This is a genomic window from Flavobacterium agri (genome assembly GCF_013401995.1).
Lineage (GTDB): Bacteria > Bacteroidota > Bacteroidia > Flavobacteriales > Flavobacteriaceae > Flavobacterium > Flavobacterium agri.
Map to the genome: position 1 here is coordinate 85,947 of NZ_JACBJI010000001.1, position 23,871 is coordinate 109,817.

At 48.0% G+C, this 23,871-nt stretch carries 23 protein-coding genes; 10 read left to right on the forward strand and 13 right to left on the reverse strand.

All coding sequences use genetic code 11. The annotated features are described in order from the left end of the window. Nucleotides 1–112 precede the first annotated feature (112 nt). The 3 genes from serC to HZF10_RS00445 form a co-directional block, all read right to left on the reverse strand. Nucleotides 113–1,183: a 3-phosphoserine/phosphohydroxythreonine transaminase gene (gene serC, locus HZF10_RS00435; protein WP_176004189.1), complete on the reverse strand. Its 1,071-nt coding sequence runs from the start codon at nucleotides 1,181–1,183 to the stop codon at nucleotides 113–115. A gap of 105 nt (nucleotides 1,184–1,288) precedes the next feature. Next, nucleotides 1,289–2,707 (reverse strand): T9SS type A sorting domain-containing protein, encoded by a 1,419-nt coding sequence (locus HZF10_RS00440; RefSeq protein WP_176004190.1) that lies wholly within the window; start codon nucleotides 2,705–2,707, stop codon nucleotides 1,289–1,291. A 24-nt stretch (nucleotides 2,708–2,731) separates the two neighbouring features. Further along, nucleotides 2,732–3,790, reverse strand: a complete 1,059-nt coding sequence (locus HZF10_RS00445) for an acyl-CoA reductase (RefSeq protein WP_176004191.1) — start codon at nucleotides 3,788–3,790, stop codon at nucleotides 2,732–2,734. A 141-nt stretch (nucleotides 3,791–3,931) separates the two neighbouring features. On the opposite strand from HZF10_RS00445, the gene HZF10_RS00450 reads away from it, so the two are divergent. Beyond that, complete coding sequence (locus HZF10_RS00450) at nucleotides 3,932–4,282, forward strand: 4Fe-4S dicluster domain-containing protein (RefSeq protein ID WP_176004192.1); 351 nt, start codon at nucleotides 3,932–3,934, stop codon at nucleotides 4,280–4,282. 162 nt (nucleotides 4,283–4,444) lie between these two features. Here the strand turns inward: HZF10_RS00450 and HZF10_RS00455 are convergent, their stop codons facing one another. Beyond that, nucleotides 4,445–4,969, reverse strand: a complete 525-nt coding sequence (locus HZF10_RS00455; protein WP_176004193.1) for a hypothetical protein — start codon at nucleotides 4,967–4,969, stop codon at nucleotides 4,445–4,447. A 139-nt stretch (nucleotides 4,970–5,108) separates the two neighbouring features. Between HZF10_RS00455 and ychF the strand changes: the two genes are divergently transcribed. Next, a complete protein-coding gene (gene ychF / locus HZF10_RS00460; RefSeq protein WP_176004194.1) occupies nucleotides 5,109–6,203 on the forward strand; it encodes a redox-regulated ATPase YchF in 1,095 nt (364 codons plus the stop codon). 49 nt (nucleotides 6,204–6,252) lie between these two features. Here the strand turns inward: ychF and HZF10_RS00465 are convergent, their stop codons facing one another. Next, nucleotides 6,253–6,585 carry a hypothetical protein gene (locus HZF10_RS00465; RefSeq protein ID WP_217703313.1) on the reverse strand — a complete coding sequence of 111 codons (333 nt, stop codon included), beginning with the start codon at nucleotides 6,583–6,585 and terminating at the stop codon, nucleotides 6,253–6,255. A gap of 225 nt (nucleotides 6,586–6,810) precedes the next feature. On the opposite strand from HZF10_RS00465, the gene HZF10_RS00470 reads away from it, so the two are divergent. Continuing rightward, entirely contained in the window at nucleotides 6,811–7,350 is a 540-nt protein-coding gene (locus tag HZF10_RS00470) for an NADPH-dependent FMN reductase (protein ID WP_176004195.1), read from the forward strand. Next, nucleotides 7,337–8,017 carry a TIGR02117 family protein gene (locus HZF10_RS00475; RefSeq protein ID WP_176004196.1) on the forward strand — a complete coding sequence of 227 codons (681 nt, stop codon included), beginning with the start codon at nucleotides 7,337–7,339 and terminating at the stop codon, nucleotides 8,015–8,017. Before HZF10_RS00470 ends, HZF10_RS00475 begins: the two co-directional genes overlap by 14 nt. Nucleotides 8,018–8,046: 29 nt before the next feature. Here HZF10_RS00475 and HZF10_RS00480 read toward each other — a convergent pair whose 3' ends face one another. From HZF10_RS00480 to HZF10_RS00500, 5 genes are all read right to left on the reverse strand, one after another. Then, nucleotides 8,047–8,319 (reverse strand): DUF4242 domain-containing protein, encoded by a 273-nt coding sequence (locus HZF10_RS00480; RefSeq protein WP_176004197.1) that lies wholly within the window; start codon nucleotides 8,317–8,319, stop codon nucleotides 8,047–8,049. Nucleotides 8,320–8,489: 170 nt separating this feature from the next. Further along, nucleotides 8,490–9,200, reverse strand: a complete 711-nt coding sequence (locus tag HZF10_RS00485; RefSeq protein ID WP_176004198.1) for a LytR/AlgR family response regulator transcription factor — start codon at nucleotides 9,198–9,200, stop codon at nucleotides 8,490–8,492. Beyond that, nucleotides 9,197–10,234: a sensor histidine kinase gene (locus HZF10_RS00490; RefSeq protein ID WP_176004199.1), complete on the reverse strand. Its 1,038-nt coding sequence runs from the start codon at nucleotides 10,232–10,234 to the stop codon at nucleotides 9,197–9,199. The genes HZF10_RS00485 and HZF10_RS00490 overlap by 4 nt, the downstream gene beginning before the upstream one ends. After that, the gene (locus tag HZF10_RS00495; protein WP_176004200.1) at nucleotides 10,228–10,527 is read right to left on the reverse strand and encodes a DUF4907 domain-containing protein; all 300 of its coding nucleotides are present in this window, start codon (nucleotides 10,525–10,527) and stop codon (nucleotides 10,228–10,230) included. The genes HZF10_RS00490 and HZF10_RS00495 overlap by 7 nt, the downstream gene beginning before the upstream one ends. 55 nt (nucleotides 10,528–10,582) lie before the next feature. Next, nucleotides 10,583–11,560: a Kelch repeat-containing protein gene (locus HZF10_RS00500; protein ID WP_176004201.1), complete on the reverse strand. Its 978-nt coding sequence runs from the start codon at nucleotides 11,558–11,560 to the stop codon at nucleotides 10,583–10,585. Between the two features lie 220 nt (nucleotides 11,561–11,780). Here HZF10_RS00500 and HZF10_RS00505 point away from each other — a divergent pair, with 220 nt between their 5' ends. The 6 genes from HZF10_RS00505 (at nucleotide 11,781) to HZF10_RS00530 (ending at nucleotide 20,692) form a co-directional block, all read left to right on the forward strand. After that, entirely contained in the window at nucleotides 11,781–13,094 is a 1,314-nt protein-coding gene (locus HZF10_RS00505) for a DUF4270 family protein (RefSeq protein WP_176004202.1), read from the forward strand. Beyond that, the gene (bamG, locus tag HZF10_RS00510) at nucleotides 13,078–14,319 is read left to right on the forward strand and encodes a BamG family beta-barrel-assembly machinery protein (protein ID WP_176004203.1); all 1,242 of its coding nucleotides are present in this window, start codon (nucleotides 13,078–13,080) and stop codon (nucleotides 14,317–14,319) included. Before HZF10_RS00505 ends, bamG begins: the two co-directional genes overlap by 17 nt. 11 nt (nucleotides 14,320–14,330) lie before the next feature. Next, entirely contained in the window at nucleotides 14,331–14,549 is a 219-nt protein-coding gene (locus tag HZF10_RS00515) for a hypothetical protein (RefSeq protein ID WP_176004204.1), read from the forward strand. Nucleotides 14,550–14,745: 196 nt separating this feature from the next. Continuing rightward, nucleotides 14,746–15,720, forward strand: a complete 975-nt coding sequence (locus tag HZF10_RS00520; protein WP_176004205.1) for a transglutaminase domain-containing protein — start codon at nucleotides 14,746–14,748, stop codon at nucleotides 15,718–15,720. A 259-nt stretch (nucleotides 15,721–15,979) separates the two neighbouring features. Further along, nucleotides 15,980–17,833, forward strand: coding sequence for a DNA topoisomerase IV subunit B (locus HZF10_RS00525; protein WP_176004206.1), 1,854 nt, complete (start codon nucleotides 15,980–15,982; stop codon nucleotides 17,831–17,833). Nucleotides 17,834–17,977: 144 nt separating this feature from the next. Beyond that, complete coding sequence (locus HZF10_RS00530) at nucleotides 17,978–20,692, forward strand: DNA gyrase/topoisomerase IV subunit A (protein ID WP_176004207.1); 2,715 nt, start codon at nucleotides 17,978–17,980, stop codon at nucleotides 20,690–20,692. A 398-nt stretch (nucleotides 20,693–21,090) separates the two neighbouring features. On the opposite strand, the gene HZF10_RS00535 is transcribed toward HZF10_RS00530, so the two are convergent. Genes HZF10_RS00535 through HZF10_RS00545 form a run of 3 tightly spaced genes read right to left on the reverse strand, consistent with a single transcriptional unit; the run spans nucleotide 21,091 to nucleotide 23,863 of the window. After that, complete coding sequence (locus HZF10_RS00535; protein WP_176004208.1) at nucleotides 21,091–22,035, reverse strand: transporter family protein; 945 nt, start codon at nucleotides 22,033–22,035, stop codon at nucleotides 21,091–21,093. Further along, a complete protein-coding gene (locus HZF10_RS00540) occupies nucleotides 22,035–23,066 on the reverse strand; it encodes a cytochrome-c peroxidase (protein ID WP_176004209.1) in 1,032 nt (343 codons plus the stop codon). Before HZF10_RS00540 ends, HZF10_RS00535 begins: the two co-directional genes overlap by 1 nt. After that, nucleotides 23,066–23,863, reverse strand: a complete 798-nt coding sequence (locus HZF10_RS00545; protein ID WP_176004210.1) for an MbnP family protein — start codon at nucleotides 23,861–23,863, stop codon at nucleotides 23,066–23,068. Before HZF10_RS00545 ends, HZF10_RS00540 begins: the two co-directional genes overlap by 1 nt. Between the last annotated feature and the right edge of the window lie 8 nt (nucleotides 23,864–23,871).

The window sequence follows — 23,871 nt, forward strand, 5'->3', positions numbered from 1 at the left end:
TTATTTTTTATGGCGGACATTTCCGGCTGACCCGCTGCAATCTTTTTGTGAAGCCTCGACTGCGCTCGGCCTCCCAAAAAGGATTTCCGCTCGCATCCGGGCCGCGGTGCGTTTAAGCCGTACGCTCCAGTTCTTTCATCACGTCTACTAAAACCTGCACACTTTCGATCGGCATGGCGTTGTAGATCGAAGCGCGGTATCCGCCAACCGAACGATGTCCGTTCAACCCAGAAATATCGGCGGCTTTCCACGATTGGTCAAATTTTTCGGTGAGCGATTCGTCTTCCAGAAGGAAGGTCACGTTCATCTTCGAACGATCCTCGACGACGGCCGTCCCTTTAAACAAACCGTTGCGGTCGATTTCGGTATACAGCAATTCGGCTTTCGCGTTGTTGCGCTTTTCTATTTCGGCAATTCCGCCAAGGTTCTTGAGCCATTGCAGCGTGAGTAAAGACGTGTAAGTGGCGAAAACCGGAGGCGTGTTGTACATGCTTTCCTTCTCGATGTGTTGTTGCAGGTTGAGCATGTTTGGGATCGTTCTTCCGGTCTTGCCCAAAATGTCTTCTTTTAAGACTACAAGCGTAACGCCCGCCGGTCCCATATTTTTTTGTGCTCCGGCGTAAATCAATCCGAACTTCGAGAAATCGAGCTCACGCGAAAAAATATCCGAACTCATGTCGCAAACCATCGGGATTCCAAGATCGGGAAATTCGGTCATTTGCGTGCCGAAAATCGTGTTGTTCGACGTGCAATGGAAATAATCCGCATCGGTCGGAACCGTATAATTTTTAGGAATATGCGTGTAATTTTCAGCTTTTGAAGAAGCGACGACCACAGTCTCACCAAACGTTTTGGCTTCCTTGATCGCGCCACTGGCCCAGGTTCCGGTATCGAGATAAGCCGCTTTTCCGGCTTTTGTCATCAGGTTGTAAGGTACCATGAGGAATTCAAGGCTCGCACCGCCGTGAAGGAACAACGCCTGGTAGCCTTTGCCCTGAAGTCCTAACAATTCAAGGGCGAGCGACCGCGCTTCTTCCATGACGGCCACGAAATCTTTGCTCCTGTGCGAGATCTCGATAAGCGATAAACCCGAATTGTTGAAATCGAGGATCGCCGCCGCCGCTTTCTCAAGCACTTCCTGCGGAAGGATGGACGGGCCTGCGCTGTAATTGTGTTTCTTCATCTTTAGGGAAAAAATTTCCGCAAATTTCGTAAACAGAACGCGAAACGGATAGCATTTTTATGAATAATTAACCCATCTTATCAACAGAAAACGTTATAGTAAGCCTTACTTTTTCAGGATTTTGTGGTAGCCGATGGTTCCGTCATCCGCTGTGATTTTTAGCAGGTACATACCGCGGTCGAAACCGGCGAGAGAAATTTCTTCCAAGTCGCTGTCGAAAGATCGAATTTGTTTGCCGTCAGCAGCGAAAATATCGACCTTGGCTATCGATGCGATTCCATTATTTTTAAAGTACAGTTTATCTTGAACCGGATTCGGATATATGACGAACGAAGTATTTTTAGGCGTTTCTGCAGTTGCAAGCGAAGCATCGATAAAATACGCCATGCCCGTATTGAGAACGCCTTGGTAAGGAGCGCCAATCACAAGCGAATTCCCATCGCGTGCAATTCCCGATCCGAAACCGTCGTCGCCCGAATTTCCTGTTCCGATGTAGTAGTCCTGATACACCCAATCACCATTGTTTTTTTTGTAGTGCAGTACCTGCCAGTTGCGTTCCGCAAGCAGTATATAATCGGCGTTGGCGCTTAGGTACATGTCGTTTTGGTATACGTAGACGCCAACATATCTTTGGTCGGTAAGATTTACCACCGGATAGGATACGCCCTGCGTCCAAGCGTTGCCGTTCAACGAAAAGGTCTTTACTTGTTGCCCGCTTGGCCAGTTGTCCGATTCTATCATGTAGATTACGCCGTCTTCGTACGAAAATCCGTCGTAGATGTTCTTTTCGAGGATTGCGGACGAACCCTCCAAAGCCAGCGTATTCGTATTCAACGCGAAACTGTGAAACCTGACTTGCGTAGTCGATAGATATTCGACGCAGACCAATCGGTCATCATCTACATCGAGCATACTCAAATTGACCGAGTTCTCTACCAACAGCTTGAGTTGGAAATTCCATGCAGTACCGTCGAAATAGTACACGTAAACCGCTCCGGTGTGCGGCGATTCACTTGCCGATGAGGATTGATCGCCCGATGCGCCAACAAATAGAAAGTTACCCATGAATTTCGGCATTCCGAACCTGTCGTTGGCCGCGGCATCGGGTGCGGTGATTTTCTCGAAGAAATTCCATTGCGCGCCATTTCTTTGGTAGAGGTAAAGCGAACCCGCGTCGGTAAAGCCTTGGTCTTGCTGAGGCGCTCCGATGGCGATGAAATTCCCGTTGATCGAAGACGGTCCGAATCCGTCGGCAGGCAAGAGGTCATCCGGATTGAAAGTCGCCATCTGGGTTACCGTGTTGTTGCCCGTTTTTTCGAAAAGATGGACCAGAAGTTCCGGTTGTTGCGCACCGTCAGGATAATACGGTCCGCCGACAAGCGCTTCGTTTCCGCTGACTGAAACGCTTCCGCCGATACCGAAGTGCATGCCCGGTTGCGACGGATAGAAAGGCGTGCCCGAAATCTGGGCAAATGCGCTTGAAAAGGAAGCTAAAAGAAAGAAATTGCGTAGAGTTGCCGTCATCGTTTTTCTTTCAAAGCTACAGAATTATAGCTTCGAAAGGAATGAAAGCGTGTCGATATTGTCGGCATAATCCCACAATTCGGGTTTTTGCGTTTGTCCAAAACGGATGCTATTCCCTACGATTCCAGCCGAAACGATACATTGGATTTGATCGGATTCGTTTTCGAGCCTGGTTTTTACGGTTTCCAAATCGTCATAGAATTCGTAGAAAATGCTCGAAATAGGCGAGGCGTAGTTCGTATCTTCCTTGATCGTGAGGAATCCGTTGTCGAGCAGTTTGAAATTGCTCATCAAAAAAACCGCCTTGTTGTAATCGTAATTGTTCGCGTATTTCTCGTATTGGATCACGTCTTTTTGGGCGAACATGGCTTCGAAGAATTTGGCGAAATCATAACCTTTGGGCACGAAAAGCTTCGATACGTTGCGGCATCCGAGTCCGAAATATCTAAAAATATCTTCTCCCAAAGCCTCGAGTTCATCCGTAGTTTCATTTCCGGTAAGTACGGCTACCGAATTCCTGTTCTTGCGGATGATGCTCGGCACGTCCTTGAAATAATATTCGAAATAACGCGCCGTATTGTTGCTTCCCGTCGCGATAACGGCGTCGAAACCTTCGAGTTTGCCTTCCGTGAATCCGATGAAATTCTTCAAACCCGGCGCGATCGACATCAGATATTTGGCAAGGAACGGAAGCAAATGCTGGTCGTTCGACGACAATTTGACAAGTGCTTTATGACCCGAAAGCACGACCGACACGAAATCGTGGAAACCGACAAGCGGAATATTGCCGGCCAAAACCAATCCGACGGTTTTGGGTTCGCGTTCAGGAATGTCGTAACGTGAAAGCCAGTCGGTGAGGTTTTTCGAGGTCAGCGAGTCGGCCCATGCGGCAATCGAAAAGCGCACTTGTTCGGGCGTATACCAACCGTTGTGCGACTGGCTCAATGCGATCAGGCTTTTGAAAGGTTCGAAAAATTCGTCGTTTTTGAGTACCGAATCATCTTTAACCGGTTCATAGGCAACGAACTGTCTCAAGAAGTCACCGAGTTTCACGAAAGCATCCTTTTTCTCTAAAGCTGTCATAATTGATTTGCGTAAACGGAGTTTTGGCTTAATTTTGCACAAAAGTAGTGAATTAGTGGCAGTAGCAGTTGCAGATGATATAATCGAGAAGTCCAGACTGGCAATTCATAATTCATAATTTATAATTCATCATTTTAGAAAATGGCTATCATCATAACAGACGAATGTATCAACTGCGGCGCTTGCGAACCCGAGTGCCCGAATACGGCAATTTACGAAGGAGCCGACGACTGGCGTTATAAAGACGGAACTTCGCTTCGTGGGAAAGTGATCCTTCCTAACGGCGAAGAAGTCGATGCAGAAGACGCCCAGACCCCGATTTCGGACGACATCTATTACATCGTTCCCGGCAAATGCACCGAGTGCAAAGGTTTCCACGAAGAACCACAATGTGCTGCGGTTTGTCCGGTAGATTGCTGCGTTCCCGATCCCGATCATGTGGAAAGCGATGAGACGCTGTTGAACAGACAGGCGTTTTTGCATAATGATTGAGCGCTAAGTGCTGAAGTGCTCAAGTATACTTCCATAAAAAATAGAACCGCTCTAATAGGCGGTTTTTTTATGCGGTCAAGTCTCTTTCGCACTTTCGTACAAAAAATCCTGAAACGCGAACGTCTCAGGATTTTTTGTGGTATATATGGAGTGTCAAGAAGATTAGTTCCTTGTATAGGTTTCGGTCGTGACCTTATCGGTTTTCGGATCGTATGTGCTCAAAACCATATTTCCGTTCGAGTCGAATGAGGCGTAAGATGTTTTCCCGTTGGTCGAATAGATATAATTGTTAGGACCGACGTTTCTCAATACGGCCGATCTTTTGCCGTTGTTGGTCAGCGTATATCCGACATTGTCGAGTTTCACCTGATATTTCGATCCACCCCAAGTGTAATAAGCAGAACGGTCTACATCGACCACACGCGTCGTGCCGTCGGGAGCGGTTACGGTTGTGGTTGCGGTTACTTGTGTAGGCGTCGGAGCCAGATCTTTGTTCAATGCTTTAGAATCCGGGTTTTGGAATTCGAGTTTCTGCACTTGTTGCTCGGTCTGGGTTTTGACCAGTTTCTTTTCTCCGTCAGAATCCTTTACGGTCGTTACGGTCGTCGTAGATTCCTTTTGCACTTGTTGCGCTTGGACCGCGAAGGCGAAAAAAGCGGCGGCTATGGTAAAGATTGTTGTTTTCATGACGTGTTTTGTTGTTTACGTTTACAAAGTTAGAATCATCGATTTCGGATGTCTTATACAATTATCCAAGCGTTTTATATAATTGTTATTTGCCCCGATTATATGCGTATATTTGCGCACTTTTTGAACTAAAAACACCATGAAAGCAGGTATCGTAGGATTGCCGAACGTAGGTAAATCAACACTTTTCAACTGTTTGTCGAACGCCAAGGCACAGAGCGCGAATTTCCCGTTCTGTACGATTGAGCCCAACATCGGAGTCGTGAACGTTCCCGATCCGCGCCTCGAGAAACTGGAAGAACTCGTCAATCCTGAACGAGTCGTTCCGGCAACGGTAGACATCGTCGATATCGCCGGATTGGTAAAAGGAGCGAGCAAAGGAGAAGGTCTCGGAAACCAGTTTTTGGGCAATATCCGCGAGTGTAATGCGATCATCCACGTATTGCGTTGCTTCGACAATGATAACATCGTACACGTTGACGGAAACGTAAACCCAATCCGCGATAAGGAAACCATCGACATCGAACTCCAGCTTAAAGATTTGGAAACCGTCGAAAAGCGCCTTGAAAAAGTGAACCGCGCCGCTAAAACGGGAAATAAGGAAGCCCAGGTCGAACAAGGTCTCCTGAATAAAATTCGCGAGGCGTTGCTTCAGGCGAAATCGGCGAGAACGGTCATTCCTGCGAATGAAGAGGAAACGGCCTTGATGGAAGATTTCCAGCTCATCACGACAAAACCTGTGCTTTACGTTTGTAATGTAGACGAAAGTTCAGCCGTGAGTGGAAACAAATACGTCGAGCAGGTCAAAGAAATGGTGAAGGACGAAAACGCCCAGGTCATTACGCTTGCCGTGGCTACCGAAGCCGATATTACCGAACTCGAAACGTACGAGGAGCGCAAAATGTTCCTCGAAGATGTAGGTTTGGCAGAACCGGGTGCGTCCGTTTTGATCCGCGCGGCTTATAAATTGCTTAACCAACAAACCTATTTCACGGCTGGAGTCAAGGAAGTGCGCGCATGGACCATCAATATAGGCGATACGGCCCCGAAGGCTGCGAGCGTCATCCACACCGATTTCGAGAAAGGTTTTATCCGTGCCGAAGTGATCGCGTATAACGATTATGTGCAGTTCGGTTCTGAAGCAAAAGTGAAGGAAGCCGGAAAATTACGCGTGGAAGGAAAAGAATACATCGTGAAGGACGGAGATGTGATGCATTTCCGCTTCAACGTCTAATAGCTTTAAGCTTTATCGATAATAAAAAGACCCGCTTTTTTGGCGGGTTTTATTTTGTCCAGTCCTGACCGTCGTCGTTGATGGAAATCGCGTCGATGATCTCGTTGGCTTTCGGGTCGGAATACGTGCCGTAACCATTCACAAAAACGCCTTTGACACCGTCCGATTTATTGTGGATCGCGTACAGAATCGCTTCGTCGTCAAGGTCGTTGAAGCCTGTGAATCTATAAATCTTGTCGATTACAAGGTCCGAAAGCTCGACTGCTTCATTATCTTCTTTGTACGTGATGCCTTCCTCGAGTAAGTTCAAATCTTCGGTATAGCCGCGTTTGCGTAGCACTTCGATGACTTCGGACAGGGGTTTTTCGGTATAGTAAATCATGTCGTGTCGGTTTGTCTAAAAATAAGCAAATTTGGCGAGGCCGGCAATCGGGAATTTATGATTTGATACAGAAAAACTGTACTTCAGATTGGATTTTAGGCACTAACTTCGGTTAGACCTAACAGGTTTCCTTCGGTCGGCTTTCGAAACCTGTTAGGTCTAAAACTCCCAAATCTTGCACATGGAAATCGGAATACCTACATTCGTCCTTCCAAAAAACATCTCATGAAAATCTTCGCCTTCTCGGGTTCCAATTCGTCGACTTCCATAAATATGCAGCTCGTGACTTACGCGGTATCTCTTTTCGAAGAACCGGGTACGAAAAGTTATTGCATGAAGGATTTCGAGATGCCGTTGTTCGGTGTCGATATCGAAAAGGAAATCGGACACCATCCGAAAGCCCAGGAATTCCTCGATATGATTGCTGCCGCAGACCTACTCGTCATATCACTTCCCGAAAACAACGGTTCGTATTCGTCGGCGTTCAAGAATACTTTCGATTGGGCGTCGCGTATCATGAAAGACGTTTTCCAGCACAAACCGACGTTGCTTATGGCGACTTCTCCAGGCCAAAGAGGCGGAAAAAGCGTGCTCGAACTCGCCACTTCGAACCTCGTGCGATACGGTATGGACATTCGCGAAGTGTTCTCGCTCCCGTTGTTCTACGAAAATTTCGACATCGAAAACCACAAAATCAAAAATGTGGCACTCGATTTGGAGTTGCGCGAGAAAGTCGCTAAAATCAAATCGGATGTCGGGAGCTAAAAAATTACGCCGCTATTTCTTCAAAACCTTATTGTTCATCGGAATTTTCCTCATCGCTTATTTTGCAGTGATGTTTTCGCTTTCGCGAATTACGGTCAATTCCGAAGATGAAGATCGGGCGAGTGACGTTGCGATTTACATCAAATCCAACGGCGTGCACACCGATATCGTCTTTCCGATAAAAACCACCTACAAAGATTGGACGCCTCTTGTGCATCCGACCCGAACCCTTTCGAAAGATTCGACGTTCCAATATGTAGGACTCGGATGGGGCGACCACGATTTTTACTTAAACACACCCGAATGGAGCGACCTCAAAGCGAGTACGGCTTTCAAGGCTGCATTCTGGATGGGCACAGGTTTGATGCATGCCACGTTCCATAAAGAAGTAAAGGAAAGCGAACTTTGCATCAAGGTCATGGTAAGCAAGCAGGAATATTTACGCATGGTGGCCTTCGCGGAATCGTCGTTTATCAAAAAGGACGGGCAAACCGTACAAATCCCGAACGCTTCCTACGGAGACCACGATCTGTTTTTCGAGGCGCATGGCAAATACAACCTGTTTTACACGTGTAATGCTTGGGCGAACAACTGCCTTAAATCGGGCGGACAAAAAGCGGCTTTGTGGTCGTTGACCGATACAGGGATTTTGTGCCATTACCGGTAAGAGATGGCTCTTGTTGGAAGATGAGGGAATTATTCGGCTGTTGCCGGGTCGATCACAGTCGAGACTTTGGATATTTTATTTACGGGAAAGCCTCCTCGTTCCGCATGTTCACGTATCATTTCTTCATTTGGAGCCTGATAGACACAAAATATTTTGTCATCAGTAACATAACTATGGATCCAATTTATTTCAGGACTCATTTTGCGCAATACATCACAAGAGGTTTGCGATATACTTTTTAATTGTTCCTGGGTAAGGTTGCCCGCACCTGGAATCTCTCGTTCTATTACATACTTAGGCATAATGTTTTATATTCTAATTATCAATTATTTACATTAAATTTAAGCAAAATCGTTTCGCGATTCCCGAATTGGGGCGAATATTTATGATGGCAAAATGTGTGTCTGTAATTTTGCGTATCTCCATCAAATATGCAGACGTGAACGACGGCATGTTTTGTCAGGCATTCCGCTCAAATCCTAATCTTCTCAAAAAACGCCTTCTTATACGTATCGCTGATCGGAATCCTGTTGTTGTCGATCAAAATCCTGTTGCGTTGTATCGAATTGATGAAACTGATGTTCACCACGTACGAATTGTGCACGCGCATAAACGTCTTTTCGGGCAATTTTTCGAGAAGGTTCTTGAAATTCGAAAGCGTGAGCACGTATTTCCCGTTGGACAAGTGTATTTTCAGATAGTCGCGCAAACTTTCCACATACTTGATCTCGTCGGCGAAAACCTTGAGGCTTTCGTATTCCGATTTGATGAAAATAAACGGTTTTTCGGCTTCCGGAGTTATTTTTACTTCAGATGCGTTTTCTCCGGGAAGCTGTTTGCGCACCTTGTTCATCGCTTTCAAAAAGCGCTTGTACGCCACGGGTTTGATCAGGTAATCGATCGCGTCGAGTTCGAAACCTTCCAAAGCGAACTGCGGATAGGCCGTCGTAAACACGATCTGCGGCTTGTATCTCAAGGTCTCGACAAGTTCCATACCGCTTAGCAACGGCATTTCGATATCGAGGAAAACCAGGTCGATCGTATTCGAATTGATGAACGTCATCGCTTCGACGGGATTCGAGAACTGGCCCACGACCTCGATGTCCGACAACGAGTCGCAATAACTCCTGATGACTTCTATAGCCAGCGGCTCGTCGTCTATGATTACGGTTTTTAGGCTCATAAGGCGATTATTAGGTTGACGATGTAACGCCCGTCGAGCTCAAAGGCGCTGAAAAAATTGCGATCGGGGAAATACAGGTTGATGCGCGAAAGCGTGTTCTCGAGCCCGACACCAGAGCGTTTTCCGGCCGTGCGTTCAATATGGATCGTATTTTCTACGCGGAAGGCGATCTGTTTCGGACTGATGTCAAAACTGATATGGATGCCCGAATCGTCTACCGGAGCCGCACCGTGCTTGAACGCGTTCTCGACGAAAGAGATGAACAGCAAAGGCGGAATCAACAGGTTGTCAGCTTCGCCGTTCACGATGAAATCGACCTTGTTGTTGGCAGTAAGCCGAAGTTTCGACAATTCGATGTAATCGCTCAAATATTGCAGGTCATCCTCAAGCCGCACCACGTCCTTGTCGGTTTCGTACAATACATAACGCATCAGGTTCGACAGACTGATGATGGCTTCGGGTGCCTGTTGCGCCTTTTTGATCGTCAGCGAATAGATCGTATTGAGCGAGTTGAAAAAGAAATGCGGATTCAACTGCGCCTTGAGGAACATGAGTTCGGCTACGCGTTTTTCCGATTCGGTCGCCATCTGCTTCTTGCTCGTGCTACTCCATTCGATGTAAAGCCGCGACATGGTGCTCGCAAGCGCGTGAAGCGTAAAGGTCACGAGCGACGGGATGTAACGCATCGGGAAATCGGGTTGGAACGTCCGCACGAATCCCGCCGGAGCTTGCCTCGGCATCCGAAATTCGGTAAACAAAGCCGACAAATACGACATGCCGAACACCAAAGGGATGATTACGGCGAGATACAACGCGAGCTTGCGCGTAATCAACAATTTAGGAACAAGTATGAAATAATTGAAATAGAAAAGCCCGAGCGCGATGATAAGCCGGAACAACAACCACAAGTCGAAATCGCCGCGATGCGTGACCATATCCATGAACGGCACCGAAAGCAAAAGCACCCAAAGCATCAGGTGCAGCAGGAAATTGCGCGTGTTGCCCGAAAAGGCCGGGTAAATCTTTTTCAGCATTTGGTACCGATCTTAAGCGAATCGATCTCGGCAGATGTCACGGCGGGATTTTGCCGCTTCTCGATCTTGAACTTCACAAGGCGCGATACTTTTTGGGCATCGAGGCTGTCGCAAAAAGGTTTCGCTCCGGGCAATCCGGGAACGGTTTCCTGTTGTATCGCAGTTTTTCCGTGAAGGTAGATGCGGTAGGCGTATCCTTTGTCGGTAGCGTAAACTTCTGTCGAAATGTCGTCTGGTTTTCTTTGGCACGAAAGGTACGCAAGCGCGAAAAGCGCAACTGTCAAGATTCTCATAAAAAACAAAAAAGGGCCAAGTCCGAAAACCCGACCCCAAACAAAAAACAAATTATCAGTCTTCGTCCTCATACGGTTCGTTGGGTTGGAACTCGTACATGTCGTCGTAGTAATAGTTACCGTTCTTGCCGAGCATCACGAAACCGCGTGTGCTTGTATAGATTACGGAAGCGTCCTGTCGGGAAGCGCCCTCGAAATTGGTTTTCTTGGTCCATTTGTCGGTGCCGGGTTCGTATTCCCAAGTGCTGTTGTAGCCGTTGCCTCCGCAGATGTAACCATAATTCCCGATCGCGAAACCGGTAGCGTTGGCGCGTTCGATCTCGTACGAACTCTTGTCGTCCACATCTTTGAGACGCGTCCAAGTCTCGTCGTCGAGGTCGAACGACCAAAAATCGACCTGGTTGATGTTGTTCGAAGCGCCCGTGCCGAAATACACCTTGTCGTTTATCGTAAAACTCACGGCCTCGCGTCGTTTGTTGCCGCCGAAACCGAACATTTCCGTCCATGAATTCGTGGTAGGATCGAATTTCCAGAAGTCTTTCTTGTCGTTCGTGCCGTCGAAACCCGTTCCGACATAACCATTCGAAGATGAGTTGAAACCAACTGCGGCGCGTCTTGGCGTACCGCCAAAATCCGCGATCGGTTCCCAGGTGTCGCCGTTCGTATCGTATTTGTAGAAATCGCCGAGTTCGTACGTGCCGTCGTAACCCGTACCTACATAGCCGTTGCTGCCGATCGAAAATGCGACGGCCGAACTTCTGGCTGAACCCGGAAAATTCGAAACCTGTGTCCAATAACCGCCGTTGATGTCGTATTTCCAGAAATCGGCCAGGTAATCGTCTCCGTCGTAACCCGTTCCCATGAACGCGTAATCGCCAATGGTGAAACTCACGGCGCTCGATCTTGGCGAACCGTCGAAAACCGTAGAGACGAGCCAGTTTCCTTTTACCGATTCGTCATCGCTCGAGCAACCTGAAAAAAGCGAGGCGACCAGTGCCAGTGCCAAAACCATTTGTTTTTTGTCGTAAAGCATAAGTGTGTCTGATTTTTGAATGCGATCCAAACTTAGGCGATGTGCATTTGTCGCTAAACTATATTATGCGGATGGCGGTTTTTTGTCTGCAAATGCCCGTTTTTTTCTGCCGATCGGATTCCGTAGCCGTATATCGCGTTTTAAAAGCCAACCGTCGACGAAAAAAAAGCGGTTGCAGATATTGTTTTTTACGGACGGAATGCGCTTCTACTTTTGGACCATGACCCATTCACTCAAACTTTTCGCGCTTTTCATTTTGGGCGCTCTGGCCGTATCGTGCGGGGAAACCGACGTATGGCTCGATTCGGACAATCTTACGGGAAGCAATCTTCGGCTTATAGAGATTGACAGTTTCCAGATCGACATGTCTACGTATAAATTCGACAGTATCGTCAACGATTCGGGAAACCGCTTGCTCGTCGGCCGATATGAAGATCCCGTGTTCGGCAAAGTGCGCGCCGACGCTTTTATGGAAGTCGTTCCCGCGACGTATTACATTCCCGAAGGAGCCGTTTTCGACAGCATCGTGCTCAACCTTTCTTATGACGGTTATTTTTATAATGATACGCTGGCCACCCAACGCGTAAAGGTCCGTAGGCTGACGGAAACCATTACGTTGTCCAACGGTGTCGACGACTACTACAACACCGTTGATTTTGACGCATCCGACGACCTGCTCGGGGAGAAGACTTTCCGTCCCCGAATCAGCAAGGACTCACTGACCATTCGGTTGTCGGATGCTCTTGGCCAGGATTTGCTCGACGGCATCCGCAGCGACGAAATCGTGAGTTCCGAAACATTGCGCGATCGTTTCAAGGGCATCAAAATCAGTCCGGCGGACGACGACAACGCGGCAATCATGGGTTACAGCGCGACCAAAAGTTACATCCGGCTTTATTATTCGGACGATGACGACAGCAGCGACGACGAAAGCGATTATCTCGATTTCAAGCTCAACGGCGTCGATGAGGTAAAGAAGTACGCCAACCGCATCACGAGCGACAGAGCAGACACGGTGTTTTCGTCTCTCGTTTCCCAGGAAACCGAACTTGGCAGCCAGGCGACGAACGATCTAACGTATCTGCAAGGCGGAATCGGCATCACGACCAAAATCATGTTCCCGACGATCCGATCGATCAAGGAAATCAACGACAACAACGGAAAGATTTTCAAGGCGAACCTCAAACTGCGCATAAATCCGAATTATTATAACGATAAATTGTATTCGACCGATTCGCTTTACGTGGCCATGGTAGACCGCAACAACGACATCTTGGGTTTGCTTACCGATGCGGCCGGCAACGACGTCATGGCTTATATCGACAAAGTAAATCCCGAATATAACGAAGTGTATGTGGTCGCACCTGTAGAACAATTCCTCGAAAAGATACTTGACGATCCCGAATTCCTGCATTACGGATTGGTGCTTATGCCAAAAGGCTACAATTCCGCGGTAAGCCGACTCATCATAAACGGACAGGCGCACAACAATTACGAATCGAAACTTGAACTTACCTATGCGATTTACGATTAAGGCCGCCGCTGTCTTGCTTTTTTGTGTCCGACTGCACGCCCAGACCAACAACCAGACGGGTTCGCCTTATTCGCTTTTCGGATTGGGACGTCTCAACGAAGCCGCTCCGGGAAAGACCAACGCCATGGGTGAAACGGGAATCGCGTTGCCGATGACGACCGAAATCAACAACCTCAATCCCGCGGCCTATGCGACCATTCCCGAGAAATCGTTCATGTTCGACCTTGGCGGAAAAGGAGAAGCTACCACTTTCAGCAATTCGGACGGCGGACAGGACGCGACGACGTTCTCGTTCTCGAACATCGCGTTCGCTTTCGCGTTGTCTAACAAAGATGGGATAGGGGCGACATTGCTGCCGTATTCCGACGTCGGTTACAATATCACGGGAATCACAGGCGACATAGAAGGTTCGGACGGCACGTACACGAGCGATGTTTCGGGAACCGGCGGACTCAGCAATTTCACGCTCAATTACGGACGCAAACTCGGCTCGCGCTTCAATGTCGGTCTTGGCGTGAACTATCTTTTCGGAAAAATTCAGGAAGACGAGTTCGCTACGGTCGGAAACGATCTTTTGGTCGTCAACGAGAAGAATTATTACCGCGGATTCCGTTTCGTGGCGGGCGCACAAGGCAAATTCGGAAAGAAGTTCACATCGGCCATGACCGTAAAGCTTCCCGCATCGATCAAAGGCACGAAAGACATCACGGCGTACAAAGTCGTCGACCTGATCCAGACGAACCTCGAAAGTTCGGTCGACGTGCCCATGGAAAGCTTCAAACTTCCGTTGGAAGTCACCGTTGGCGGCTATTACAAATTCAACGACAGCTTCGGCATCACGGCCGATTACAAACGCTCTTTTTGGAATTCGGTGAATATGGAAGACCATATCGGGCGATTCGTCGACCAGGACTTCTTCGGGTTCGGCATGGAATACATGCGCAACAAAAGCCAATATTACTATTACGACAAGATACGGTTGCGCGCCGGGATGAATTTCGACAACGGCTATCTGGCCGTAAACGACAAAAGGATTACGAACTACAAAGCGGTTTTCGGCATCGGGTTGCCCATTCCGGGAAGAACCGCCTCGATGATCAACCTGACTTACGGATTCGGGCAAAGAGGCGCGATTTCGGAAACGCTCGTGAAAGAGAACTATCGCACGTTCAGCTTCAACATCGTGCTCCAGGACATCTGGTTCGTCAAAAAGAAATACGACTAAACACCTATACCATGAACGCATATTACAAAACCAACGTTGAGACGACCAATCAGGCGCAAGTGCTTGAAAGGCTGCTGCACAAAAGGATTTACCGAGCGGGACAGATCCGTTTCGACCTCAATCACAAACACAAACTGCTGCATGCGGTGAACATCAAAAAAACCGAAACGGGAATCATCCAGGATTGTATGATCGAATTGGGATTTGATTGCGAGCTGGTCGCGACATGATTTCCGACACAAAATCATAAAACCGGCAAGCTTTCGGCCGTTATGTGTTTTAGGCTGCACGTGACGGTCGTGGCGACGCCAACCCAAACGTCTCTCATGTGGAGGCTTTTTTTGATATTGGAATTTGGAATTTTCCCAATAAAAACTTTAAAACTCCGTTAACCATTTATGGCAAAAATGTTGCTTGACGGTGTGTATGAGAACTTCCTTTTTTCCTAAACTGATCCTTTCGCTTTTGTTGTTGGTCGGCACTTTCGCTTCGGCCCAGGATTTGGCCGCCGTCGACCGCGTCGCAAGTGCGTATCCGGCGACATTTTCTTCTCCCGAAAAATTGGCCGAAAAAGTGAATTCGGACTTTTCTTCGGATGTCGAAAAAGCGCGCGCGATTTACACCTGGATCGCCAAAAACGTACGTTACGATTTGACCGAATACCGTTCGAACCAAGGCGGAAAGGTCGCTTTTTCGTACCGCACGCCCGAAGAGAAAGAACGCAAATTGCGCGAATACAATCTCGATTTGGCCAACAAGACATTGCGCTCCAAAAAAGGCGTATGCCGTGGTTATACCGCTTTGTATGATCGCGTTGCGGCCTTGAGCGGATTGGAAACGATCACGATTCCGGGCACGTCGAAATCGCATCCGACACATATCGGGAAATTGCCGACTGCCGCGGATCACATCTGGAATGCAGTCAAAATCGACGGACAGTGGAAATTCATAGACGTGACATGGGGCTCGGGTTCGGTCGATTCGGAAACCGGAAAATTCGTGAACCGTTTCAATCCTGGGTATTTTTTTACCGATCCGAACGTGTTTTTCCTCAATCATTTTCCCGATGAGACAAAATGGCTGCTCACGAACAAAACAGCCGAGGAATTCGCCGGATTGCCGTTGTATTCGGGCGAGTACATCGGTTCCGACTACCGCATCACATTCCCGAAATCGGGGATTTTGCCGAGCAATTACATCATCCCGTTCAAGGTCGAAAACCTAAAGACCGATAAAGTCGCGTATGCGTTGAGCAGCGACAACAAAATCCGTTTCGCCGACGTGAAGCGCAACGGCAACATCACCGAATTCGAAGTCCCGCTTGAAAAGGACGCGTCGGGTTATTTGACGATTTTCATCAATCGGGAATCGGTGGCGACGTATCGGATTAAGAAGTCGTGAGGGTTGATATGGGATATGATTGGTGAAATGTGAAATGTGAAATGTGAAAATTGGTTAGTGAATAGTGATTAGTGGTTTTGATATCATCAATTTTACTATCGATCCAAATTGCGAATCATATCTTACATTTCACATTTCACCATTCACCATTCACCACTCACCACTCACCCTGTCAATATCATCTTGATAACTTCCCAACTTCCCTCTTTTCCCGCGCGCGTAATAGAATTATATTAGCTAAAAACCAGATTTATCAAGAATGTCCGAACTGACCAATTACGACGAAGGCAATATCCGTTCCCTCGACTGGAAAGAGCATATCCGCATGCGTCCCGGCATGTACATCGGGAAACTGGGCGACGGCTCTTCGCCAGACGACGGTATTTACATCCTGCTCAAGGAAGTAATCGACAACTGTATCGACGAGTTCGTGATGAACGCGGGCAAGACCATAGAGGTGAGCATCCGCGACAAGCAGGTTTCGGTGCGCGATTACGGACGCGGCATTCCGCTCGGCAAAGTCATAGACGTGGTTTCGAAAATGAATACGGGCGGTAAGTACGACTCGCTTGCGTTCAAGAAATCGGTTGGCCTGAACGGAGTCGGAACCAAGGCGGTGAATGCGCTTTCAACGTATTTTCGTGTGGAATCGGTACGTGACGACAAACAAAAAGCCGCCGAATTCTCTGCGGGCGAACTCACGCTCGAGGAAGATTTGATCGAGACTACGAAGCGACGCGGCACCAAAGTCGTTTTTATCCCGGACGATACGATCTTCAAGAACTTCAAATTCCGGAATGAATATGTGATCCGGATGCTCAAGAACTATTGCTATCTCAACACCGGCCTTGCGATTTATTACAACGGCGAGAAATATTCGTCCGAAAACGGATTGAAGGATTTGCTCGAGGAAGAAATCCAGATCGAGGACATGGTGTATCCCGTGATTCACCTTAAGGGAGACGATATCGAGATCGCGATGACGCATTCCAAAACGCAATATTCGGAAGAATACCATTCGTTCGTCAACGGCCAGAACACGACTCAAGGCGGGACGCACTTGAACGCTTTTCGCGAGGCGATGGTGAAAACCGTTCGCGAATTCTACAACAAAGGTTTCGAACCCAGCGATATCAGAAAGTCGATCGTAGGCGCGATTTCGGTTAAGGTCATGGAACCCGTTTTCGAATCGCAGACCAAAACCAAATTGGGTTCTACCGAAATGGGCCCGGATTTGCCGAGTGTACGAACGTTCATCAACGATTTCATCAAGACGAATCTCGACAATTTCCTGCACAAGAATCCCGAAACCGCCGATGCGTTGTTGCGCAAGATCCTACAGGCGGAACGCGAGAGGAAAGAGCTTTCAGGAATCCGTAAATTGGCAAGGGATCGCGCCAAAAAAGCGAGTCTCCACAACAAAAAACTGCGCGATTGCCGCGTGCATTTGCCCGATATCAAGAATCCGCGTTATCTCGAAAGTACGTTATTCATCACCGAAGGAGATTCGGCTTCGGGTTCGATCACCAAATCGCGCGACGTGAATACGCAAGCCGTTTTTTCGCTGCGTGGAAAGCCGTTGAACTCGTACGGCATGACCAAAAAAATCGTGTACGAGAACGAGGAATTCAACCTGTTGCAAGCGGCCTTGAATATTGAGGAAAGCATGGAAGACCTGCGCTACAACAACATCGTGATCGCGACCGACGCCGATGTCGACGGCATGCACATCCGATTGTTGTTGATTACGTTTTTCCTGCAATTTTTCCCCGAACTCATCAAAGAAGGGCATTTGTATATTTTGCAGACGCCGCTTTTCCGCGTGCGCAACAAAAAAGAAACGATTTATTGTTATACCGAAGAGGAACGCGTCGCGGCCATTGAAAAACTCAAACCGAAACCCGAAATCACGCGATTTAAGGGATTGGGAGAAATCTCGCCAGACGAGTTCGCGCATTTCATCGGGCCCGATATGCGAAAAGATCCCGTAATGCTCGACCGCGCGACGACCATTGAGACGTTGCTCGAATTTTATATGGGAAAAAACACGCCCGACCGACAGGAGTTCATCATCCGAAACCTCAAAGTTGAATTGGACGTAGTTGAAAAATAGTTTTTTACGGTCGAGGTAGTTTAGAGCGTTAAGTCGAAAAGTAAAATCTTAACTTTCTAAACTCTCTTAATTGTTTAATCATAAAAATCGGATCTCAAGATTTCAGAATCTTCAAGGTCATAAAAAATAAAATTGTTCGCGATAATGAGCGAAGACGAAGAAAACAACATCCCAGAAGACGATAATTTCGACGACATCGAACCGACTTCCGAAGATTCCCTGCAAGACGAACCTTCCGAAAGCCTGGCCCACGATGCCTCATCTGCCGAAAGCGCGCACTTTTTCGAAAGCCATGAAGCCAACCCCGAAGACACGATCGTCAAAGTCACCGGGATGTATAAGGACTGGTTTCTCGATTACGCGTCTTATGTGATCCTTGAACGCGCGGTACCGGCTATCGAAGACGGTTTCAAGCCCGTTCAGCGACGCATCATGCACTCGATGCGCGAACTCGACGACGGCCGTTACAACAAAGTAGCGAACATTGTCGGGCATACGATGCAATACCATCCGCACGGCGACGCTTCGATCGGTGATGCGATGGTGCAGATCGGGCAGAAGGACTTGCTTATCGATACGCAGGGAAACTGGGGGAACATCCTTACCGGAGACGGAGCGGCTGCCTCGCGTTACATAGAGGCGCGCCTCACGAAATTCGCGCTCGAAGTGCTGTATTCGCCAAAGATTACAGAATGGCAAGCTTCTTATGACGGACGCCGCAACGAACCGATCAACCTTCCGGTGAAATTCCCGTTGTTGCTTGCTCAAGGAGCCGAAGGGATCGCCGTCGGTTTGTCCACGAAAGTGTTGCCGCACAACTTCAACGAACTCATCGATGCGTCGATAAAAATCCTCAAGAACAAGCCGTTCACGATTTTCCCCGATTTTCCGACGCAGGGAATCGCCGACGTCTCGAATTACAACGACGGAATGCGCGGCGGCCGTGTCCGTGTGCGTGCCAGGATTTCGCAACTCGACAAGAATACGCTCGTCATTACGCAAATCCCGTTTTCGACGAATACTTCCACTCTTATCGATTCCATACTCAAGGCCAACGAGAAAGGCAAGATCAAAATCAAGAAAATCGAGGACAATACGGCTGCCGAAGTCGAAATCCTGATCCATCTTTTCCCAGGCGTTTCTCCCGATAAGACGATCGACGCGTTGTTCGCGTTCACGGCTTGCGAAACCTCGGTCGCGCCTTTGGGTTGCGTCATCGAAGACCATAAACCGAGATTCGTCGGGGTTTCTGAAATGTTGCGTGTTTCTACGCATCGCACGGTCGAACTGCTCAGGCAAGAACTCGAAATCCAACTCGACGAGCTCGAGGAACAATGGCATTTCCTTTCGTTGGAACGCATTTTCATCGAAAACCGCATTTACCGACTTATCGAGGAAGAAGAAACTTGGGAAGGCGTGATCAAGGCGATAGATGAAGGGTTGAAGCCGTTCACGAAACATTTGAAGCGCGCCGTTACCGAGGAAGATATCGTTCGTCTGACCGAAATCCGAATCAAAAGGATTTCGAAATTCGACATCGACAAAGCGCAGGAAAAACTAGAAGCTTTGGAAGGTGAGATCGAACAGGTGAAGTTCCATTTGGAGCACATCGTCGATTTCGCGACCGCTTACTTCAACAGACTTAAAGAGAAATACGGCAAAGGACGCGAACGCCAAACCGAATTGCGCTCGTTCGACAATATCGAAGCAACCAAAGTCGTGCTTCGAAACACCAAATTGTACGTCAACAAAGAGGAAGGTTTTATCGGGACCAGCCTCAAAAAGGACGAATATATCGGCGATTGTTCCGACATTGACGACGTGATCGTGTTCCTTCGCAACGGAAATATGATGATCACCAAAGTCGACGACAAGAAATTCATCGGCAAGGACATCATTTACGCGGCGGTTTTCGACAAGAACGACAAGCGCACGATTTACAACATGGTCTATCGCGACGGAAAGTCGGGTTCGAGTTTCATCAAGCGTTTCAACGTTTCGGGTGTGACGCGCGACAAGATGTACGACCTTACCCAGGAAAAACCGGGTTCTATGGTGTTGTATTTTACGGCCAATCCGAATGGAGAAGCCGAGGTGATCACGGTTTTGTTGCGACAGATCGGCACCATCAAAAAGCTCAAGTTCGACCTCGATTTTGCCGATATGGCCATCAAAGGGAGAAATTCACGTGGCAACACGGTTTCCAAGTATCCGATCAAAAAAATCGAACTAAAGGAAAAAGGGATTTCGACGCTTTTGCCGCGTAAAATTTGGTTCGACGATACGGTTCAGCGTTTGAACACCGATGCGAGAGGCGAACTTCTGGGTGAATTCCGTCCGACCGATAAATTGCTCGTGATCTCGTCTTCGGGCAAACTCAAGGTCATCGTTCCCGATTTGTCGACGCATTTCGACGAAGATATGATCATCCTTGAAAAATGGATCCCGAACAAACCGGTTTCGGCCATTTATTACGATGGGGAAAAAGAACGTTATTTCGTGAAGCGCTTCTTGGTCGAGAATGAAAACAAGGAAGATTCGTTCATAACCGAGCACGCGAATTCCCAATTGGAAATCGTGTCTACCGATTATCGTCCGGTTGCGGAAATCATTTTTGCTAAAGTAAAAGGTGTACAGAAAGACAACCAGACCATCGATATCGAGCAATTCATTACGGTGAAAGGCTTCAAGGCTTTGGGTAACCAGCTTACGGCGGAGAAGCTCAAGCAAGTGAATTTGCTCGAACCGTTGCCGTTCGATCCGCCGGTTGAGGAAATTCCTGAACCCGAGATTGTTTTGGGTGAAGCGCCGGATACGGAGATTGATGATGAAGGGCAGATTACTTTGTCTTTGGAATAGAAAGCCGCTTTATAGCGGCTTTTTTGTTCTGTGCATCGAAGTTTGCTTGAGGTTTTCGCTTGCCAGCGGGGCTTGCTTTTGTCTGGCAACAAAAGAAACAAAAATGCCTTTGGCGCGACCGCTCGGCGACCTGACATCGCCTTGCTTCGGAAAGGAAAAGAACTCGCTGCGCTCAAACAGCTTTTCCTTTTTTCCGAATCTTCAGCAAGTCAGGTACCCGCCTGCGCGCTCATGGCGCTGGAATTCGGAAGTGTTTATCGGCATTTTGCTTGCGCGCTGCGCAAAATGCGTTCCGCTTAGAGCGTTTTGGTCTTTACATATTGGGTTTTGTGTTCACGCGGGACGCTTTTTCGCAACTCCGCGCGGAGCTATAAAATCTGTGAATCCGTGGCAAAAAATCACAAACTATAATTCAAATTCACACCAAAACGGTATTTGGCATCCACACGTCCACCCGTCAAATCCTGACTTATCGGTAATAAAAACTGCGCTCCGGCCGAAAAGCGTTTGATTCCGGCTTCGATTCCGATTTTCCCGAACAAAACGCTTCCCGAGGTTTTTGCCACGACTTGGTCGTATTGGCGGTTGCTTTCCGAGACTTCGCCGGCGACTCCCAATTGAGGAGAAAACGAAAAATCGTCTTTTTCACGAAGCCAGAAAAGTGTGACCGAATAATTGAACTGGTTGCCGAATCGGTAATGCTGGTCGTTTTCGGTTTTGATGATGTAGTTGAGCATCGTCTGGAACCCGAATTGCCTGCGTCTTAAAATGTGTTCGGCCAACAACAGGTAATCAAAACTTCCCGTTCCGAGCTGGAAACCCGGATTGATACTGCCGTTGTTCGTCTCATCGTATTTTCCCGTCGGGGCTTTTACACCGGCTCCGAGTTGGATCGTATGCGCGAGAAAAGTCGAATCGGTCGTCGTTTGATACACGCGATAGAGTCCGATGACAGTCAAATCGCCGACTCCCGAAATGGTATGCGAAGCCGTTTCCGTTTCGCGCGAATTGTTGTGATACGGCAAAAGTACGCTCACCTGTGCATTCTTGAAAATCGGTATCCGGCCCCAAATCTGCACCGAATTGAACTGTTCTGTATACCAAGGCGAATTGGCGTACAAACCGTCGGTACTCGAATAGCGTTGATAGATGTACCGCACGCCGACGAAATTTGTATTGAGCAAGGACACGAATCCCATACTTCCGCCCGTGGCCGAACATCCGCACGCATCGCAATCGTCGAGCATATTTGCGAATCGTTGTTTGTAATTTATCGAAAGGCTGTCTTTTTCCGAAGCTAAAACGGCAATCGGAAGCCACAACAGCAATAAAAATTTTTTCATCAGAATTCTGAAAATTTAGGATTGGACAAAAATTCGTCGTCGGTCAACGTCTTTAGGAAAGCGATGATTTTTGATTTCTGTTCATCGGTCAAAGCAATTCCGGGCGAACCGTTTTGTTGCAAAATAGGGTCGAGCGTTTCGGATGTCTGCACACCCGAAGCATAATGTTCCAATACCGCTTCCAAAGTGTAAAACCGTCCGTCGTGCATATAAGGCGCGGTTTTTTCTACGTTGCGCAAGCTCGGCACTTTGAACTTGTATTTGTCTGAAGGCAAATGCGTCACGCGTTCGCGACCCGTATCGTACAATTGTTGGTTCACGGCCAATCCGTTGTTGCGGAAAGAATGGTCGGTCTGAAGATCGGTCGTATGGCAGGACGCGCATTTCTGTTGGAAAATCTGGTAGCCTTCGGTTTCATCGCCTGAAAAATTCGCTCCGGTTTCATTGCGTCTCCATTTGTCGAAGCGCGAATTCGAACTTTGCAGCATCACCATGAACTGGCCGAGTGCCTTGAGCAGGTGTTCCGTATCGATTTCTGCATCGGGAAACGCTCGCTTGAACAGTTTGCGATATTGCGCATCCGATTGCATCATCGTGACTATAGACGTCAGATTCCCGTGCATTTCGACTTCGCTCGTAATCGGAATTAACGGTTGAAGATCAAGATTATCGGTAGATCCGTCGTACATGAATACGTTTTGGAACGCCAAATTTTGGATAGCCGGCGTGTTGCGAAATCCGACCTCATTGTTCACGCCATGGCTCAAACTGTGACCGTGATGCGTGAACGCGTGTTGTTGGATGTGACAGAAACCGCACGAAATCGTACCGTCCGAAGACAATCTGCCGTCGTAAAAAATCTTCTTTCCTAATTCAAAGCCTGCTTGTGTGGGCATGTTGGCCTCGAAATTATAGGCGAAATCGGGAAAATTGGACGGTTTTGAAATCGCGAACGGAACGTCGGTATATGAAGCATCATCGGGCGAACAAGCCGTCAGCCCGATGAATGCCAAAACGAAAAGCCGCTTCATTATTCGTTGTGTACGTGGTTTACCGTGAACATTTGCGACAGGTTCGCCGTTATCAGCGCTAAATTTTCGCCACCCATGATCATCGCGCCCATGCCTCCTGAATTGTTGTCGGAAAGTACGATCTTGTTCTGTCCGTCGATGATTTTGGACGCGTCCGCGAAAATGTGGATTTGCGGCGTGATGTCCGTGCGTACCAAAGCCGAATTGGTCAACGGCAAAGTGATTGTCGTATAATTGTAATCGGTTCCGGTTTTTCCCGTATGCACCATAAAAGCGGTTTCGGATGCAACGGTAGGCGAAGTGAACGTGCCTTCGAAAGCCAGAAACTTATAACCCGCCGACCATGACCATAACATGTCTTCGGATTGGGCCAAAGCCAGGAAATTTCCTTGTCCGTCGGCTCCGAGTTCCCATTGTTGTTGGTCTACGCCGATTCCGAAAGAAACCGAAACATAATCGCCCGACGGGATGTTTTGCAATTGCAACGTGGTCGATGCCTCGTCGGTCTCATCGACAATGAAATAACTTTGGCTTTTCGGATACGTGAAAATGCTGCCGTCGGCTTTGGTCAGTTTGATGTTGCTGACGATGTATTTGAGTTGCCCGATTTTGAGTACTTCATTTTGGGAAGTCGTGTTCGGTTGCGTATTCAGGATAAGGTTGTTCGATTGGTAGACGTTGTCGAATTCTATGTTGAGACTGCCTGTTCCCGTTGTCGGAGCGTTGTCGTCGCTGTTGCACGAAATCAATAATAATGCGGTTGCCATTGCGGCAAAAAGTGTTTTTGTCGTTTTCATTTTATATG